This is a genomic window from Kitasatospora sp. NPDC001119 (genome assembly GCF_053598475.1).
This window is the reverse complement of record NZ_JBSFKI010000002.1, coordinates 158,593-174,474: the sequence shown is the minus strand read 5'-3', so window position 1 is coordinate 174,474 and position 15,882 is coordinate 158,593. Positions and strand designations below refer to the sequence as shown.

At 73.8% G+C, this 15,882-nt stretch carries 13 protein-coding genes; 5 read left to right on the top strand and 8 right to left on the bottom strand.

Annotation, left to right across the window (positions count from 1 at the left end; genetic code table 11):
• Positions 1 to 145: 145 nt before the first annotated feature.
• The 4 genes from ACWDD9_RS03165 to ACWDD9_RS03150 form a co-directional block, all read right to left on the bottom strand.
• Positions 146 to 1,057: a pyridoxamine 5'-phosphate oxidase family protein gene (locus ACWDD9_RS03165; protein ID WP_449810670.1), complete on the bottom strand. Its 912-nt coding sequence runs from the start codon at positions 1,055 to 1,057 to the stop codon at positions 146 to 148.
• Positions 1,058 to 1,072: 15 nt separating this feature from the next.
• Positions 1,073 to 1,543 (bottom strand): VOC family protein, encoded by a 471-nt coding sequence (locus tag ACWDD9_RS03160; RefSeq protein ID WP_449810669.1) that lies wholly within the window; start codon positions 1,541 to 1,543, stop codon positions 1,073 to 1,075.
• Between the two features lie 184 nt (positions 1,544 to 1,727).
• Positions 1,728 to 2,750: a hypothetical protein gene (locus tag ACWDD9_RS03155; RefSeq protein ID WP_079272005.1), complete on the bottom strand. Its 1,023-nt coding sequence runs from the start codon at positions 2,748 to 2,750 to the stop codon at positions 1,728 to 1,730.
• Positions 2,751 to 3,065: 315 nt separating this feature from the next.
• On the bottom strand, positions 3,066 to 5,222 hold the full coding sequence (locus ACWDD9_RS03150) for a protease pro-enzyme activation domain-containing protein (RefSeq protein WP_449810668.1): 2,157 nt from the start codon (positions 5,220 to 5,222) through the stop codon (positions 3,066 to 3,068).
• A 258-nt stretch (positions 5,223 to 5,480) separates the two neighbouring features.
• Here ACWDD9_RS03150 and ACWDD9_RS03145 point away from each other — a divergent pair, with 258 nt between their 5' ends.
• Entirely contained in the window at positions 5,481 to 6,047 is a 567-nt protein-coding gene (locus ACWDD9_RS03145; RefSeq protein WP_449810667.1) for a CGNR zinc finger domain-containing protein, read from the top strand.
• A 61-nt stretch (positions 6,048 to 6,108) separates the two neighbouring features.
• Here ACWDD9_RS03145 and ACWDD9_RS03140 read toward each other — a convergent pair whose 3' ends face one another.
• From ACWDD9_RS03140 to ACWDD9_RS03130, 3 genes are all read right to left on the bottom strand, one after another.
• The gene (locus ACWDD9_RS03140; RefSeq protein WP_449810666.1) at positions 6,109 to 7,599 is read right to left on the bottom strand and encodes an FAD-dependent monooxygenase; all 1,491 of its coding nucleotides are present in this window, start codon (positions 7,597 to 7,599) and stop codon (positions 6,109 to 6,111) included.
• Positions 7,600 to 7,744: 145 nt separating this feature from the next.
• Positions 7,745 to 9,445: a phenylacetic acid degradation protein PaaN gene (gene paaN / locus ACWDD9_RS03135; RefSeq protein WP_449810665.1), complete on the bottom strand. Its 1,701-nt coding sequence runs from the start codon at positions 9,443 to 9,445 to the stop codon at positions 7,745 to 7,747.
• A 161-nt stretch (positions 9,446 to 9,606) separates the two neighbouring features.
• Entirely contained in the window at positions 9,607 to 10,875 is a 1,269-nt protein-coding gene (locus ACWDD9_RS03130) for a glycosyltransferase family protein (RefSeq protein WP_117488785.1), read from the bottom strand.
• A 129-nt stretch (positions 10,876 to 11,004) separates the two neighbouring features.
• Between ACWDD9_RS03130 and ACWDD9_RS03125 the strand changes: the two genes are divergently transcribed.
• Positions 11,005 to 11,589, top strand: coding sequence for a TetR/AcrR family transcriptional regulator (locus ACWDD9_RS03125; protein ID WP_049652808.1), 585 nt, complete (start codon positions 11,005 to 11,007; stop codon positions 11,587 to 11,589).
• A 48-nt stretch (positions 11,590 to 11,637) separates the two neighbouring features.
• Here ACWDD9_RS03125 and ACWDD9_RS03120 read toward each other — a convergent pair whose 3' ends face one another.
• A complete protein-coding gene (locus tag ACWDD9_RS03120; protein ID WP_049652805.1) occupies positions 11,638 to 12,099 on the bottom strand; it encodes an Lrp/AsnC family transcriptional regulator in 462 nt (153 codons plus the stop codon).
• Positions 12,100 to 12,248: 149 nt separating this feature from the next.
• On the opposite strand from ACWDD9_RS03120, the gene pdhA reads away from it, so the two are divergent.
• From pdhA to ACWDD9_RS03105, 3 genes are all read left to right on the top strand, one after another.
• Complete coding sequence (gene pdhA / locus ACWDD9_RS03115; protein ID WP_049652804.1) at positions 12,249 to 13,391, top strand: pyruvate dehydrogenase (acetyl-transferring) E1 component subunit alpha; 1,143 nt, start codon at positions 12,249 to 12,251, stop codon at positions 13,389 to 13,391.
• A 77-nt stretch (positions 13,392 to 13,468) separates the two neighbouring features.
• Positions 13,469 to 14,437, top strand: coding sequence for an alpha-ketoacid dehydrogenase subunit beta (locus ACWDD9_RS03110; protein WP_449810737.1), 969 nt, complete (start codon positions 13,469 to 13,471; stop codon positions 14,435 to 14,437).
• Positions 14,437 to 15,762: a dihydrolipoamide acetyltransferase family protein gene (locus ACWDD9_RS03105; protein ID WP_449810736.1), complete on the top strand. Its 1,326-nt coding sequence runs from the start codon at positions 14,437 to 14,439 to the stop codon at positions 15,760 to 15,762. The genes ACWDD9_RS03110 and ACWDD9_RS03105 overlap by 1 nt, the downstream gene beginning before the upstream one ends.
• Positions 15,763 to 15,882 lie beyond the last annotated feature (120 nt).

The following is a 15,882-nucleotide window of genomic DNA, read 5'->3' as shown; positions in this document are numbered from 1 at the left end:
TCCCGGACTATTCCGCGTGTTATCCGGACCAAAGTCCCAAAGCGGGCGCGATGAGTCACGGTGGGTTAGGCCGAACGGGTGAGACCCGTTCGGCTCCCGGGCGTGGCGTGGGTCGGTGGGAGGGCTTAGGAGAGGTGAGGCGGGGTCAGCGCGGGATGGCGGGCGAGTACTCCGGGTCGGTCCAGGTCAGCGGGGTGGCGTCGGCCAGTTCGAGCACGCCGGTGACGGTCAGTTCGACCATCCGCTCGGCGCCCGGGACGCCCTGCCGGGCCTCCTCGGACCAGTCGGTGCGGGCCTCGCCGGTGACGAGCAGCGCCCCGCCGGTCTCCCAGTCGGGCAGCAGCAGGCCGGCCCGCGGGTCCAGCTCCAGGTTCCCGAGCGTCAGGAACATGCTGTTGCCCGGGTACTCGGGCCAGCGCAGTCGGTTCGGCGCCACCGGTTCCAGGAAGCCGGGGAAGCCGCCGCGGTGGGAGGCGTCCACGCTGCCGTCCGGGCCGGTGCTGGCGATGAAGAAGGTGTCCGCGGTGGCCGCCGCCAGCCGCTGGGCGGTGGTCAGCACCGGTCCGGCGGCGACCGTACGGGGCGGGCCGGCGGCCGGGCGGTCCGTCGGGGTGCGGCGCTGGATGTACTTCGGGCAGTTGGCGACCACCTCGTCGGCGTGCACCCGCAGTCCGCCCCGGCCGTCCGGGACGGAGCGGCCGTTGAGCCGCATCCGGCGCCGGCCGGCCGGGTCCAGCGTGATCGTGCCGACCCGGGCGGGGCCGGCCAGTGCCTCGGCCAGGGGGTCGGCCCCGGCCGGGAGGGCGGCGACGGCCATGGTGCGTTCGTCCGGGGCGGTGAGGAAGCCCGCCGGGCCGGCCAGCTGGGTGGCCCAGACCCGGCCGTCCCGGTCGGCGGCGCCGAGGACCAGCATCCGGCGCTCGGCCAGGAAGCGGGCGGCGACCGCCGGGACGGTGCGGCGGATCGACCGGCCGGCGTGGTCGGCCCGCTCGGTCCGGCCGGCCCGGGCCTGGGCGGCCCGCTCGCCGGGGTGGTACGGCGTGCTGGTGGTGGTCATGGCCGGGCCCGGTTCCTAGAAGAACCCGCAGGTCGGGGCGGTGGCGGTGGGGGCGGCGGCCGCGGTCCCGGCCACGCCGGTGCGGGTGTAGACCTCCAGCCGGATGCCGTCCGGGTCGGTGAAGAAGATGCCGCCGGAGGCCGAGCCCTCGCTGTGCGGGACGACGCCGTCGTAGGCGAACTCGGCGCCGAGTTCGCGCAGCAGCCGCTCGGTGGCGCGGACCTCGTCGAGGCTCTCGACCTCGAAGGAGAGGTGGTGCAGGCCGGGGTTGCCGGGGGCGAAGCGGCCCGCGCTCTGCTGCCAGAGCGTCACCACCAGGCGGCCGTCGCGGCCGAGGAAGGCGTGGCGGCGCTCGGGGTCGGTGCCCTCGGCGGTGACGTCGAGGCCGAACACGGCGCGGTAGAAGGCGATCGAGCGGGCCAGGTCGGTGACGTTCAGGCCCACGTGGCCGGTCTGCAGGGTGCGGAGCTGGGCGGTGCTGGACATGCCTGGTCACTCCCGGAGGCTTCGGCTGCCGGTGAGGCAGCTGCCTAACCGGTATTCACGAGAGTAGGAGTTAGGTGATGCAGCGTCAACCAGTGGAGGGAGCCGGAAGGGTCAGGTCTTCGGGCGGGCATGCGAAAGACCCGCCGGACCGTGAGGTCCGGCGGGTCTCGAAGGAGCGGAAGGGCTACGCCCACTCCCAGCGGATGCCGATGTGGCCCGGCTGCTGGTCCGGGGCCAGGACGTGGGCGCTCGCCGAGGCGCCGATCCACAGCTGCTCGCGGCGGTGGTCGACGTCGGCCCCCGGCTCGCGGTCGTAGCGCTCGCAGTGCGCCGGGACGGCCGCCGGGTCGAAGTGCACCTGGAGCACGTACTCGCGCACCGGGGTGGCGAAGCGGCGGCTGTACTCCGTGGTCGGGCCGCCGGGCGGGATCTCCACCTCGTACTCGAAGACCGTGCTGTCGCCGAGGCCGAGCGGGCGGTCCAGCATCAGCTCGCCGACGATCAGCCCGGCCTCCGGGCGGCGGCGCACCCGGCCCAGCCGGCCGTGCCGCACCGCGGTGATCTCCGGGCAGCCGGCCGCCTCCTCGTCGGCCATGTGCACCACCAGGCAGCGGCCGACGCCGCCGACCGTGGCGCGCACCACCTGGCGCATCCGCAGCAGGTTGCCGCGCCGCTCGGCGTCCACGTAGTAGGAGTCGTGGATGCTCAGGCGCTCCAGTTCGCCGGCCGGCGGGGCGTTCAGCTCGGCGAAGATGTTGGCGATCTCCTGCTCGCCCGGCCAGACGTCCTCCAGCCCGAGGTGGCAGGTGTTGGCCGCGGCGGCCCAGCGGCCGCGCGGGCGCGGCGGGCCGAGCAGCGAGGAGAGCGCGCTGTGCGGCAGCCCGAGCAGCTCCTCCAGCAGGTGGACGGCGCGCAGCGAGCTGGCCCGCTCGGGCTGGCTGCGGCCGCGCCGCCAGTAGCTCAGGGTCGTGACGCTGACCCTGACGCCGCGCCCGGCGAGGGCGGCGCGGATGCGGTCCAGGCTGAGGCCGCTGGCCTCGATCGCGAGGTGGAGGGTGTCCGCGAAGCCGCCGACCGGGGCGAGCCGGCCGGGGGGCGGTCCGGGGGTGGCGGGAGTCGGGCCGGGCGGCCCGGGCGGGCCCGGGCGCTCCGTGTGCGATCCGACCAGCCGCAGCCGCGCGGCGTCCTGAGGTTGCTGTGCGGCCATACGGTGACCCTCCCCACCAGGTGAGTTCGGCGGGACCGGGTCGGCGCCGGGGCGCGCCGCCAGCGGCTTCACCGAGCTTTGGGGAACCCTATGCACGGTCGAGAGGCTACGTCATCAGTCGTGCGTATGACAGTGGTCACGGCAGGTGGACCGAAGGGTTATCGATCTTGAAACAGTCCGGAAACACGGGCCGCTGACCGGGGCCCGACCGGGCCGGCGGACGGCTCCGGCAGGGCCCGGGACGGACACCGCCGGGGCGGGCCCTGACGGCTCCGCCCCGGCGGGGATCGGGTGGTGCGGTGGTGCGGCCGGTGGTCAGCCGACGTTCAGCGCGACGTCGTCGATCACGAAGCTGGTCTGCAGCGAGGAGTCCTCGGTGCCGGTGAACTTGACGGTCACGGTCTGGCCCGCGAAGGAGGTCAGGTCCAGGGTGCGCTGGACGTAGCCGGCGGCGGCGTCCACGTTGGAGTAGGTCGCCAGCGTGGTGCTGTTGGCCTGGACGGTCAGCTTGTCGTACGCGGTGGTGCCGGTCTCCGCGGTGTCGACGTGCAGCCAGAAGGTCAGCTTGGCGGAGGCGCAGCCGGCCGGGATCGAGACGGTCTGCGACAGGGTGTCGGTGTGGGCCGAGCCGTAGCCGTCCAGCCAGGCCTTCCAGCTGCCCGAGTGGGCGGCCTCGGAGGAGCTGTTGCTGACCACTCCGCTGGAGGCGGTCCACGGGGAGGCGGTGCCGCTCTCGAAGCCGCCGTTGGCGACCAGCTGGGCGGCGGTGCAGCCGCCGGACGGCGGGGTGGTGCCGCCGCCGAGCAGGGCGGTGGTCAGCGCGTCGGCGACCGGGGAGCCCCAGCCGGTGACCTGGTCGTAGCCGGCCTTGGCGGAGAAGTCCTGGTTGGCGCCGGTGGTCACGTCGTGGAAGGTGCTGCCGTAGCCGCTGCCGTTGGCCACCGAGTACAGCCGCGGGCTGGCCTCGCCGAGGACGGCCTGGCCGGCGGCCTTGGCCTTCTGGTTGAACTGGGCCGCGTAGCCGGACCAGAGCGGCGCGGCCGCGCTGGTACCGCCGTAGACCTGCCAGGCGCCGGCGGTGTAGATCGCGAAGCCGCTCTGCGGGTCGGCGTTGGAGGAGACGTCCGGGACGGTGCGCATGGTGCCGCTGACGCCGGTGCCGGTCTGCCAGCTCGGCTTGGCGAACACGGTGGAGACGCCGCCGCCGGCGGTGCTCCAGGCGCTCTCCGAGGAGTAGGCGTTGCCGCTGGAGACCTTGAGGTTGGTACCGCCGACGCCGGTCTGGTGCGGGCTGGAGGCCGGGAAGTCGACCGCCTTCACGCCGGAGCCGCTGGTGGAGCGGGTGCAGTCGCGGGAGCCGTCGTCGCCGGAGGCGGAGAAGATCGAGATGCCCTGGGCGGCGGCCTGCTTGAAGGCGTTGTCGACCGCGGTCATCGAGGCGGCGGTGGTGTCCGGCTCGCAGGAGCCCCAGGAGATCGAGATCACCGAGACCCTGTTGTCGGTCACGATCTTGTTGGCCATGTCGATCTCGCCCTGGTCGCTGTTGGGCGCCTCGTAGACCAGCTGGGTGGCCTTGGGCGCCGCGCCGCGGACGATCTCGCTGTCCAGCTCGACCTCGCCCTGGCCCTGGCCGGGGGCGGAGTCGTAGGTGGCGCCGTCCACCGAGACGGTGGAGACGGCCGGGCCGGACAGGCCGTACTGGGAGTCGTAGGTGGTCAGGTTCGAGGACTGGTAGCCGTCGAACTCCCACAGCGCGACCGTGGTGCCGGTGCCGTCCGCGCCGGTCTTGTTGAGGTTGTACGCACCGGTGTACTGGGCCGGGGCCATGCCGCTCGGGCTCGCGCTCGCCGTGTTCGGGGTGACCGAGTTCGGGGTGGCCAGGCGGTTCTTGCGCACCGCGTGGTTGTCCAGGCCGCTGACGCCCTGGACCACGGAGGCCAGGTCGGACGGGATCGAGGCGGCCGCGTCGTTGGCGAAGAAGGCGCGCTGGAGCTGCGGGTCGAGGTACGCGCTCTCGTGCGTCCCGAAGGCCTGGGAGACCTGGGCGGCGGTGCCGCGGGCGTTGACCACCTGGCGGTTGGCGCTCACGTCGGAGACGGTCAGGCCCTGCTGGGCCAGGTACGTCCGGACCTGGTCGACGGCGGCCTGGGTCGGGCCGAACCGCGCGGTGAACTGCTCCGGCGTCAGGTAGTGGCCGTACTCCGGGGCGCCCGGGGTGGTGACGGCGGTCAGGAAGCGGTCCAGGGCGTCGGTGTCGCGCAGCTTCAGGCTGACGGACACCGAGATCTGCTGCGCGGCCGGGACGTCACCCTTCTTCTCCGAGTGGGCCACCGCCGGGTTCACGGTGTTCGGCAGGGCGACGCGCGGGGAGGCGTTGGGAGTGGCGGCCTGCGCGGTGGAGACACCGAGCGAGACGGCGGTCAGCGGCAGCACGGCTATCGCCGCGGCGAGGGCAAGGGAGCGGGGACGCAACGGATCCTCCTCCAGCCGGCTGTGGGGGGCCGGCAAGGGACCAGGCGTTCAGGGGGGTCGAGAACGCTGGCTCGAACATGACAGAACCCGTGTGCGAATTGGCTCATGGCCGGGCAATTCGTTGCTAAAAAACAGTCAACTGTGGAGGGCTCCCAACTCGGCGGTTCCATACAGTGAATGACCGTGGTTCCGGGGCCGGTCCAGACCAGTCCGGGCGGAAGGGGCGGACGTAGAATCGGACCGATCCGAGGGAGAGCGATGACTGACGTGCAGCCGGACCCGAGGGACCCGCGACCGCTGATCGGTGAGCCGCTCGCACTGGACCTGCTCAACACGCGCTGGGCCGGAACGCCCGTCAACGACCTGCTCGCCGAACCGGACGGCTACCCGATCTGGCTCTCCTCGGCCGGCCTCGCGGACCGCTGCCGGGCCGCCGGGTCGGGGCTCGCGGCCCTGCGGGAGACCCGTGAGGTGATCGCCGGGGCCGTCCAGGAGCTGTGCGGGCAGGGGCAGTTGGGGCCGGAGGCGGTGGCCCGGCTGAACGGCGTGCTGGGCCACGGGCGGCTGCGCCGGGAGCTCGGCCCGCAGGGGCCGACCGCGCACGTCGAGGTGGACCGGCCCGAGTGGCTGGCCTCCTGGCTGGCGGCGGACGACTTCCTGGACCTGCTGGACCGGGGCGCCCAGCGGATCAAGCAGTGCGCGCACGAGGCGTGCGTCCTGTACTTCTTCGACACCTCGCAGAACGGCCGCCGGCGGTGGTGCCGGATGGCGGTGTGCGGGAACCGGGCGAAGGCGGCGCGGCACTATGTGAAGGCCCGGGGCTGAGCGGCCGGCGAACGACGGGCCGGGCGGGCGCGCGGGGATCGCGGGCCCGCCCGGGGGGTGGTCAGGCCGGGGCGCCGAGCCAGTCGGTGAGGGCGGCGCGCAGCTCGCCCTGGCCGGGGTCGACGGCGGCCCAGGCGACGTAGCCGTCCGGGCGGATCAGCAGGACGGTGTCGCGCAGCTTGCCGTGCGGGTCGGCGGGGGCGGCGGAGACCATGCGGTCGGCCCAGGGCTCGGCGGCGGCCAGCTCGTCATTGCTGACCAGGACGAACCTCCCGGCGCGCAGCGCCTCGTAGAGCCGCTCGGGCGCGTCCGGGGCGCCCTCGACGGGCTTGCTCAGGGCGGTCAGCCGCAGGTCCGGGACGCGCTTGCCGACCTGCGGGTGGGCGTCCTTGGGCGCGGGGTAGGAGATGGCGATGCCGGAGACCAGCCGGGCGCCGCGCTCGGTGACCGGGTCGAGGTGGCCGCCCAGCGCGGTGAGCGCGCCGCGCAGGGCGCGGGTGGGGGCGGACTCGGCGAGGGCCAGCCGGATCAGCGCGCCGGAGGTGCGCAGCACCGTCTTGCCGACCGGGTGCCGCTCGGTCTGGTAGGTGTCCAGGAGGGCGTCGGTGGCGTGGCCCCGGAGTGCCGCGGCGAGCTTCCAGGAGAGGTTGGCGGCGTCCTGGAGGCCGGTGTTCATGCCCTGGCCGCCGGCCGGGGAGTGGCAGTGCGCGGCGTCGCCGGCCAGGAAGACCCGGCCGGAGCGGTAGTTGGGGGCCTGCCGCTCGTCGCTGTGGAAGGTGGAGCTCCAGCGCACCTCGTGCAGGCCGTAGTCCTCGCCGAGGATGGCCCGGACGAGGGCGGTGAGCTGCTCGGCGGAGGGGGTGGTGCCGTCCGGATAGCGCTCCTCGCGGTCCCAGGCGATGATCCGGAACCAGCCGTCGCCGAACGGGGCGATGAAGGCGAAGCCGGCCTGGTTGGCGCCGACGGTGATCGCCTGGGCGGGCTCGCGGTCCAGCCGGACGTCGGCCAGCACCACCGAGTCGACCACCGACTCCCCGGGGAACGGGATGCCCAGCAGGTCGCGGACGGTGGAGTGGACGCCGTCGGTGGCGACCGCGTACGCGGCGCGGTGGCTCTGCCCGTCCCGGGTCTCCAGGGTCACGCCCTCGGCGTCCTGGCGCAGCCCGGTGACCTCGGCGCCGCGCAGGACGGTCGCGCCGGCCTTCTCGGCGCGGTCCAGCAGCAGCCGTTCGACGTTGTACTGCGGGGTGATCAGCACGAACGGGAAGCGGGTGGGCAGCGCGGCGAGGTCGATGCCGAAGCGGTCGAACATCCTCAGCTCGGCGAGCGGGCGGCCGGTGGCGATCAGCTCCTCGGCCAGGCCCCGGGCGTCCAGCAGCTCCAGGCTGCGGGCGTGCACGGCGAAGGCCCGGGTGAGGTTGGACTCGGCGGCGCGCTTCTCCAGTACCGTGACGCCGACTCCGGCGGCGGCGAGGTCGCCGGCCAGCAGCAGTCCGGTCGGTCCGGCGCCGACGATCAGGACGTCGGTTTCGGTCGTCGGCTTCACGGCCATGTATCAGCTCCCGTTGTTCGGAGGGCGGTCGTACGCCGTTCCCGGCGTTCTCCCAGCCTCCATCATCGCGGGCGCCGTCGGAGCTGTGAACCGCCGGGCCCCGGCGGTGGGTGACCGCCGGGGCCCGGTGACGGGGGTGAACGGCTCAGGCGTGCCGGCGGATCTCCACCGTGCGGAACCGGTTGGCGACGAACGCGCCGTCGCAGTAGGCCGAGTTGGCGGCCGGGTTGGCCCCGGTGCCGTGCAGGTCGGAGAAGGCGGCGGTCTGGTTGGGGAAGACGCCGCCGGTCAGGTTGAGCGAGAGCGAGACGCCGGAGTCCAGCGCGGCCTCGACCAGCAGCGCCTCCACCTCGGGCGAGGTGGTGTAGCCGGAGGCCGTCATGGCGCCCTTCTCGCGGACCGTGGTGCGCAGCAACTCGACGGCGGCGGCGGTGGATTCGACGGCGACGGCGAAGGAGACCGGGCCGAAGCACTCGCTGCGGAAGACCGCGCGGTCGTCCGGCTTGTCGGCGTCCAGCTTGACCAGCGCGGGGGTGCGGACGGTCGCGCCGGGGAAGTCCGGGGAGGTCACCGCGCGCGGGGCGAGGGCGAGTTCGCCGTACTCGCCGCCGGCCGCGGCGGCCGAGCGCTGGAGCACCCCGGGGTTGACCACGGCGCCGAGGATCGCCGCGGCGCGGGCGTCGTCGGAGAGCAGGCCCTCGATGGCGCCGGCCAGGTCGGTGACCACCTGGTCGTAGGACTTGTCGCCCTGGTCGGTGGCGATGCCGCCGCGCGGGATCAGCACGTTCTGCGGGGTGGTGCACATCTGGCCGCTGTAGAGGGAGAGCGCGAAGGCCAGGTTGCCCAGCATGCCCTTGTAGTCGTCGGTGGAGTCGATGACGACGGCGTTCACGCCGGCCTTCTCGGTGTACACCTGCGCCTGCCTGGCGTGCTCCTCCAGCCAGTCGCCGAAGGCGGTGGAGCCGGTGTAGTCGATCAGCCTGACCTCGGGGCGGACCGCGAGGGCGGCGGCGACGGTGCCGCCCTCGTGCTCGGCGGCCAGGACGACCAGGTTCGGGTCGAAGCCGGCCTCGGCGAGCACCTCGCGGGCGACGGCGACGGTCAGCGCGAGCGGCAGGACGGCCCGCGGGTGCGGCTTGACCAGGACGGGGTTGCCGGTGGCCAGCGAGGCGAACAGGCCCGGGTAGCCGTTCCAGGTGGGGAAGGTGTTGCAGCCGATCAGCAGCGCGAGGCCGCGCGGGACGACGGTGAACTCCTTGGTCATCACCAGTGGGTCGCGCTTGCCCTGCGGCTTGGTCCAGCCGGCCTGCTTCGGCAGCCGGGTCTGCTCGGCGTACGCGTAGGCGACCGCCTCCAGGCCGCGGTCCTGGGCGTGCGGGCCGCCGGCCTGGAAGGCCATGCCGTAGGCCTGGCCGGTGGTGTGCATGACGGCCTGGGCGAACTCGTGGGAGCGGGCGTTGATCCGGTGCAGGATCTCCAGGCAGACGGCGGCGCGCTCCAGCGGGGTCGCGGCGGCCCAGCCGGGGCGGGCGACGGTGAGCGCGGCGATCAGCGCGTCCGGGTCGGCGTGCGGGTAGGTGATGCCCAGCTCGACGCCGTACGGGGAGGCCTCGCCGCCGACCTGGTCGCCGTCGGTGGGGTGGCCTTCGAGGGTGAAGGGCCTGCCGAGCAGGGCGTCGAAGGCGGCCTTGCCGTCCGCCGGCCCGCTCTCGCCGTACGCCTTGGGGAACTCGGGGTAGGGCGACCAGTAGTCGCGCTCGGCGGCGGCGGCGAGCGCGGCGTCCAGGGTGGCCTGGTGGCGCTCGACCAGCTCGCTGACGAGGGGGTGGGTGACCGCTGCGGACATCTGTGCGCTCCTCGGAGGGCCTCGGAAAGCAGGACGGGACACGTCACAGAGTAACCGAACGATCGGTCGGGCCACGAGGGTGTGGTGGGAGGAATCCACCGGGAAACGCGCGGGGGCGCGTCCGTGGCGGACGCGCCCCCGGGGGCTCGGGTGGTCCGGGTCTACGGCACACCCAGCTCGAAGATGACGTACCCGGCGTACCAGCCGGAGGCGACCGCGCCGGTGCCCAGGACGGTGGCCAGCACCGGCAGGCTCAGCTTGCGCATCCCCACCGCCAGCGCGATGAACAGCGGGAACGCGGGCAGCAGGTAGCGGGAGACGTTGCCGAAGATGCCCAGGCTGCCGAGCACCGAGACGATCGTGGCCAGCGTGTAGGCGGTCAGCACCAGCGGCGGGCGCAGCCGGACCAGCAGCACGATCAGCATCGGCAGGCTGAGCACGATCAGGGTGGCGAACAGGTCCGGTATCGGGAAGGCGAAGGGGTAGTCGCTGCGGCCCAGCAGCACCCCGCGGATCGCGTGCCAGGTGCCCTGGCCCCAGTCGAAGTAGTGCAGCCAGGCGTCGTGCTGGAGCCGGAAGTAGCCGCCCCACTCGCCGGTCCGCCAGCCCACCCAGCCCACGTAGCCGAGCAGGCCGAGCGGGGCCAGCAGCATCGCGGCCAGCGGGCGCAGGACGCCGCTCTCGCGGCGGTACAGCTCGACCAGCGCGGCCAGGCCGACCGCGCCGATCAGCGCCGCGGAGGTCGGCCGGTTGAGCCCGGCGACCAGGGTGATCACCCCGGCCGCGACCCACTGCTTCGTCATCACGCAGTAGCAGGCCCAGGCGGCCAGCGCGACGAAGAGGGAGTCCGAGTAGACCGCCCACTCGGCGCCGGAACCCGGGGCGATCGCCCAGATGCCGGCCGCGATCACACCGGAGCGGGCATCGCCGGTCAGCTTCTCCACCACGGCGTAGATGCCGGCCGCGGCGAACAGCGAGGCCAGCACCGAGACCAGCATCCCGGCGCCGTACAGGCCGAGGCCGGTGACGTCCGAGGTCATCCGCATCAGGCCGGGGTAGAGCGGGAAGAACGCGGCCGAGTTCTGCTCGACGCTGAAGCCGACCGGTCCGTTCGGTATCGGGACGAGCGCCGGGTGGTAGCCGAACCGAGCCACCTGCTGGTACCACCAGCCGTCCCAGGTGGCCACCACGTCCCAGGGGTTGGCGCCGCCGCCGAACCGGGCCGGCTTCTTGGCGTACTCCCCGGAGAAGGAGAGCAGCTTCATGAAGACGGTGAAGCCGATCAGCTTCAGCACCGCGTAGCACCACACCGCCGGTCCGAAGCGGACCACCAGGGCCCGGCCGCGCTCCTGCCAGGTGCGCGCGGGTCCCTCCGGCTCCTCGCTGCGCTTCTCTGGCACGTCGGAGGCGACTGCCGGTATTGCGTTCATGTCCCCAGCCTTGGACGTGGACGGATCGTCCGCAGAGTCTAGGGCCTGACCCCGTCGGCGTCCCTTGGTTGGTGTGGACCAGTCGGACCCGCTCGCGTGACGGGGGTGACGGCCGGGGATACTCGGAGGATGGCCGATCACACCACGCGCACCGCCTACACCGTGGAGTCACTGCTCGCGGTGACCGTCGACGTGTTCAACGAGCGCGGCTACGACGGCACCTCGATGGAGGACCTGTCCCGGGCGGCCGGGATCTCCAAGTCCTCCATCTACCACCACGTGCGCGGCAAGGAGGAGCTGCTGCGGCTGGCGGTCGGCCGGGCGCTGGACGGGCTGTTCGCGATCCTGGCCGAGCCCGAGGCGGTCGCGGGCCCGGCGGTGGAGCGGCTGGAGCACGTGGTGCGCCGCACCGCCGAGGTGCTGCTGGACGAGCTGCCGTACGTGACGCTGCTGCTGCGGGTGCGCGGCAACACGGCCACCGAGCAGTGGGCGCTGGAGCGCCGGCGGGACTTCGACCACCAGGTCGCCGAGCTGCTGCGGGCGGCGGTCGCGGACGGCGCGCTGCGCGCGGACGTGGAGCCGCGGCTGGCCACCCGGCTGCTGTTCGGGATGATCAACTCGATCGTGGAGTGGTACCGGCCGGGGCTCAAGGCCGCCGACGGGGTCGCGGACGCGGTGGTCCACCTGGCCTTCGACGGGCTGCGGGCGCGCTGACCGGTCCTTCCCCCGGGCCCGGGCTCCGCCCTTGAGGCGGAGCCCTCCTCAGAGCGGCGGCACCTGGTCGGTCTCCTCGAAGACCAGCATGGTGCGGGTGCCGAGCACCTGCGGGATGGACTGGATGCTGCCCAGCACCAGCTCCCGCAGGGCCTTGTTGTCGGCGGTGTGCACCAGCAGCAGGACGTCGAAGTCCCCGCCGACCAGCGCGATGTGTGCCACCCCGGGCAGCTCCAGCAGCTGCTCGCGCACCGTCCGCCAGGAGTTCTGGACGATTTTCAGGGTGACGTACGCCGACGCGGCCTGACCGGCCCGTTCGTGGTCCACCCTGGCGGTGAAGCCGCGGATGATGCCGTCCTCGACCATCCTGGAGATCCGGGCGTACGCGTTGGCCCGGGACACGTGCACCCGCTCGGCCACCGAGCGGATGGAGGCGCGACCGTCCTGCTGCAGCAGCCGCAGGATCGACCGGTCGACCCGGTCGAGTCTGGACATCTGTTCAGCCGACATGACCCCCCACCCCCACCGATTGGACGCACTGCCACCAGTCGACCGCCGTACAGGCCGAATGTCCACCACCTTGTCACGCTTCTGGTCAAGATGAACAGACGACCGAACAATCGGTAGGGAGCCCCCGCAACCCCTGGAGGTGCCCCGAGATGACCGTTCTCGACCACAGACACCACGCGGGTGTACCCGGCTGGCTGCCCGGGGCCACCGCCCCGCGCACCGATCCGGCACCCCTCCTCCCGGACCCCTCCCCCGTCCGGGCGATCGGCACCCCCGCGCTGGAGAAGTACGACCCCGCCCTGCTGCGCGAGCTGTACCGCCGCCTGGTCGTCGGCCGCCGGTACAACCAGCAGGCCACCACCCTGACCAAGCAGGGCCGGCTCGCCGTCTACCCGGCGTCCACCGGCCAGGAGGCCTGCCAGGTCGCCGCCGCGCTGGTGCTCGGCGAGCACGACTGGCTCTTCCCCAGCTACCGCGACACCCTCGCCGTGGTCTCCCGGGGCGTCGACCCGCTGGAGGCGCTGACCCTGCTGCGCGGCAGCGCCCACACCGGCTACGACCCGCGGGCCAGCCGCACCGCCCCGCTCTGCACCCCGCTCGCCACCCAGGCCCCGCACGCCGTCGGGCTGGCGCACGCCGCCCGGCTGCGCGGCGAGCCGGTGGTCGCGCTGGCGATGCTCGGCGACGGCGGCACCAGCGAGGGCGACTTCCACGAGGCGCTGAACTTCGCGGCCGTACTGGACGCCCCGGTGGTCTTCCTGGTGCAGAACAACGGCTACGCGATCTCCGTGCCGCTCAGCGCGCAGTCCGCCGCGCCGAGCCTGGCCCACAAGGCCGTCGGCTACGGGATGCCGGGCCGGCTGGTGGACGGCAACGACGCGCCCGCCGTGCACTCGGTGCTGACCGAGGCGGTCGAGCGGGCCCGGGCCGGCGGCGGCCCGACCCTGGTCGAGGCGCTGACCTACCGGATCGACGCCCACACCAACGCCGACGACGCCACCCGCTACCGCACCGAGCCCGAAGTGGCCGCCTGGCGCGAGCACGACCCGATCCTGCTGATGGAGCGGGCGCTGCGCGGACTCGGCGTGCTGGACGACCGCTTGGTGCGGGAGGCGGCCGACGAGGCGGAGGCGCTGGCGGCCCGGATGCGGGCGGAGTTCCACACCGACCCGGAGCTGGACCCGATGTCGCTGTTCGCCCACGTCTACGCCGAGCCGACCCCGCAACTGCGCGAGCAGGCCGCCCAGTTGGCCGCCGAGCTGGCCGCCGAGGCGGAGGTGGCGGACCGATGAGCACGGCCCACCCGTCGCCCACCCCCACCCTTGGCGGAGCCTCTGCGCGGCGCCCCTCTGATGTCCGTACCGCCTCGATGGCGCAGGCGCTCAACTCCGCGCTGCGGGACGCCATGCGCGAGGACCCGGCGGTGCACGTGCTCGGCGAGGACGTCGGCGCGCTCGGCGGGGTCTTCCGGATCACCGACGGGCTCACCGCCGAGTTCGGACCGGAGCGCTGCCTGGACACCCCGCTGGCCGAGGCCGGCATCCTCGGCACCGCGATCGGCATGGCGATGTACGGGCTGCGCCCGGTCGTCGAGATGCAGTTCGACGCCTTCGCCTACCCGGCGCTGGAGCAGCTGTTCTCGCACGTCGCCAAGATGCGCAACCGCACGGCGGGCCGGCTCCCGCTGCCGATCACCGTCCGCATCCCGTACGGCGGGGGCATCGGCGGCGTCGAGCACCACAGCGACGCCTCCGAGGCCTACTACACCAGCACGCCCGGCCTGCACGTGGTCACCCCGGGAACGGTGGCCGACGCGTACGGGCTGCTGCGCGCCTCGATCGCCTCCGACGACCCGGTGGTGTTCCTGGAGCCCAAGCGGCTCTACTGGGGCAAGGCCGAGTTCGACCCGGACGCGCCCGTCGAACCGATCGGCCGGGCGGTGCTGCGGCGCACCGGCACCTCCGCCGTGCTGATCACCTACGGTCCCTCGCTGCCGGTCTGCCTGGCGGCGGCGGAGGCGGCGCAGTCCGAGGGATGGGACCTCGCGGTGCTGGACCTGCGCACCCTGGTGCCGTTCGACGACGAGACGGTCTGCCGGGTGGTGCGCTCGCTCGGCCGGGCCGTGGTGGTGCACGAGGCGAGCGGCTTCGGCGGCACCGGCGCGGAGATCGCCGCCCGGGTCACCGAGCGCTGCTTCCACCACCTGGCCGCGCCCGTGCTGCGGGTCACCGGCTTCGACGTCCCGTACCCGCCGCCGATGCTGGAGCACCACCACCTGCCCGGGGTGGACCGGATCCTGGACGCGGTCGCCCGGCTGCAGTGGGAGGACCGAGGATGATGCCCGTCGTACGGGAGTTCCGGCTGCCCGATCTCGGTGAGGGGCTCACCGGGGCCGAGGTGGTGCGCTGGATGGTCGAGGTCGGCGAGGTGATCGCGGTCGACCAGCCGGTGGTGGAGGTGGAGACCGCCAAGGCCGTGGTGGAGGTGCCCTGCCCGTACGGCGGGGTGGTCACCGCGCGGTACGGCGAGGTGGGCGAGGAGATCGCCGTGGGCGCGCCGCTGGTGACGGTCGCGGTGGCGCCGGCGGCGGGGAGCGGGCCGGAGGATGCGGCGGGGCCGGGCTCTGCCGCTGCGCCTGCCGCTGCCGCCGCCTCTGCCGAGGTGGAGCGGCCGTTGGTCGGGTTCGGGGTCGCCGAGCCGGGCCGGGGCGGGCGGCGGCGCCGGGTCGGGGCACCGGCCTCGGCCTCGGCCGTGGTCGCCGCCGGTGCCGTGGCCGTGCGGGCTCCGGTCGTCCCGGCCGGGCCGGCGGTGGTGCCGGTGATCTCGCCGCTGGTGCGGCGGCTGGCCCGGGAGCAGGGGGTCGACCTGGCCGCGCTCACCGGGAGCGGGCCGGACGGACTGATCATGCGCGCGGACGTCGAACGGGCGGTCGCGGCCAAGGTGGCCGCTCCGGCGCCCGCCGGGCCCGCCGGGCAGGACGGCGTGGTCCCGCTGCGCGGGCTGCGCAAGGCGGTGGCCGAGAAGCTGAGCCGCAGCCACCGGGAGATCCCGGCGGCGACCTGCTGGGTGGACGCCGACGCCACCGAACTCATGGCACTGCGGCGGCAGTTGAACGCCGCGCCGGGGCCGAAGGTGAGCGTGCTGGCGCTGCTGGCGCGGATCTGCACCGTCGCCCTGGCGCGCTTCCCGGAGCTCAACTCCTCGGTGACCGGGGACGGTTCGGGCATCGTCCGGCACTCGGCGGTGCACCTGGGCTTCGCCGCGCAGGGCGAGCGCGGACTGGTCGTCCCGGTGGTGCGGGATGCGCAGAACCGCAGCACCGGGCAACTCGGCGAGGAGCTGGGCCGGTTGACCGAGGCGGCGCGCAGCGGCGCGCTCACCCCGGCCGAACTGACCGGCGGCACCTTCACGTTGAACAACTACGGGGTGTTCGGCGTGGACGGATCGACCCCGATCCTCAACCACCCGGAGGCGGCGATGCTCGGGGTCGGTCGGATCGTCGCCAAACCCTGGGTCCACCAGGGGGAGTTGGCGGTCCGCGAGGTGACCCAGCTGTCGTTCACCTTCGACCACCGGGTCTGCGACGGCGGGACGGCGGGCGGCTTCCTGCGGTTCGTCGCGGACTGTGTGGAGCAGCCGGGGATGCTGCTGCGGCAGCTCTGAGGACCGCCGTCGAGCCCGGCTCTCCGGTCGCCCTGGGTGTGCGGACGGACACCCGGGGCGACCGGGGGCGGGGAGAGTAGCGCGTTCCGGGCCCGGATGTCCGGGCTTCGCGTGATTCGT

Excerpts from the sequence above, each read along its gene's own strand:
- ACWDD9_RS03110 (WP_449810737.1), top strand. The coding sequence starts at position 13,469 with ATGGCGCAGGCGCTCAACTCCGCGCTGCGGGACGCCATGCGCGAGGAC.
- pdhA (WP_049652804.1), top strand. The coding sequence starts at position 12,249 with ATGACCGTTCTCGACCACAGACACCACGCGGGTGTACCCGGCTGGCTG.
- ACWDD9_RS03155 (WP_079272005.1), bottom strand. The coding sequence starts at position 2,750 with ATGGCCGCACAGCAACCTCAGGACGCCGCGCGGCTGCGGCTGGTCGGA.
- ACWDD9_RS03140 (WP_449810666.1), bottom strand. The coding sequence starts at position 7,599 with ATGGCCGTGAAGCCGACGACCGAAACCGACGTCCTGATCGTCGGCGCC.
- ACWDD9_RS03120 (WP_049652805.1), bottom strand. The coding sequence starts at position 12,099 with ATGTCGGCTGAACAGATGTCCAGACTCGACCGGGTCGACCGGTCGATC.
- paaN (WP_449810665.1), bottom strand. The coding sequence starts at position 9,445 with ATGTCCGCAGCGGTCACCCACCCCCTCGTCAGCGAGCTGGTCGAGCGC.
- ACWDD9_RS03145 (WP_449810667.1), top strand. The coding sequence starts at position 5,481 with ATGACTGACGTGCAGCCGGACCCGAGGGACCCGCGACCGCTGATCGGT.
- ACWDD9_RS03105 (WP_449810736.1), top strand. The coding sequence starts at position 14,437 with ATGCCCGTCGTACGGGAGTTCCGGCTGCCCGATCTCGGTGAGGGGCTC.
- ACWDD9_RS03125 (WP_049652808.1), top strand. The coding sequence starts at position 11,005 with ATGGCCGATCACACCACGCGCACCGCCTACACCGTGGAGTCACTGCTC.
- ACWDD9_RS03130 (WP_117488785.1), bottom strand. The coding sequence starts at position 10,875 with ATGAACGCAATACCGGCAGTCGCCTCCGACGTGCCAGAGAAGCGCAGC.
- ACWDD9_RS03165 (WP_449810670.1), bottom strand. The coding sequence starts at position 1,057 with ATGACCACCACCAGCACGCCGTACCACCCCGGCGAGCGGGCCGCCCAG.
- ACWDD9_RS03160 (WP_449810669.1), bottom strand. The coding sequence starts at position 1,543 with ATGTCCAGCACCGCCCAGCTCCGCACCCTGCAGACCGGCCACGTGGGC.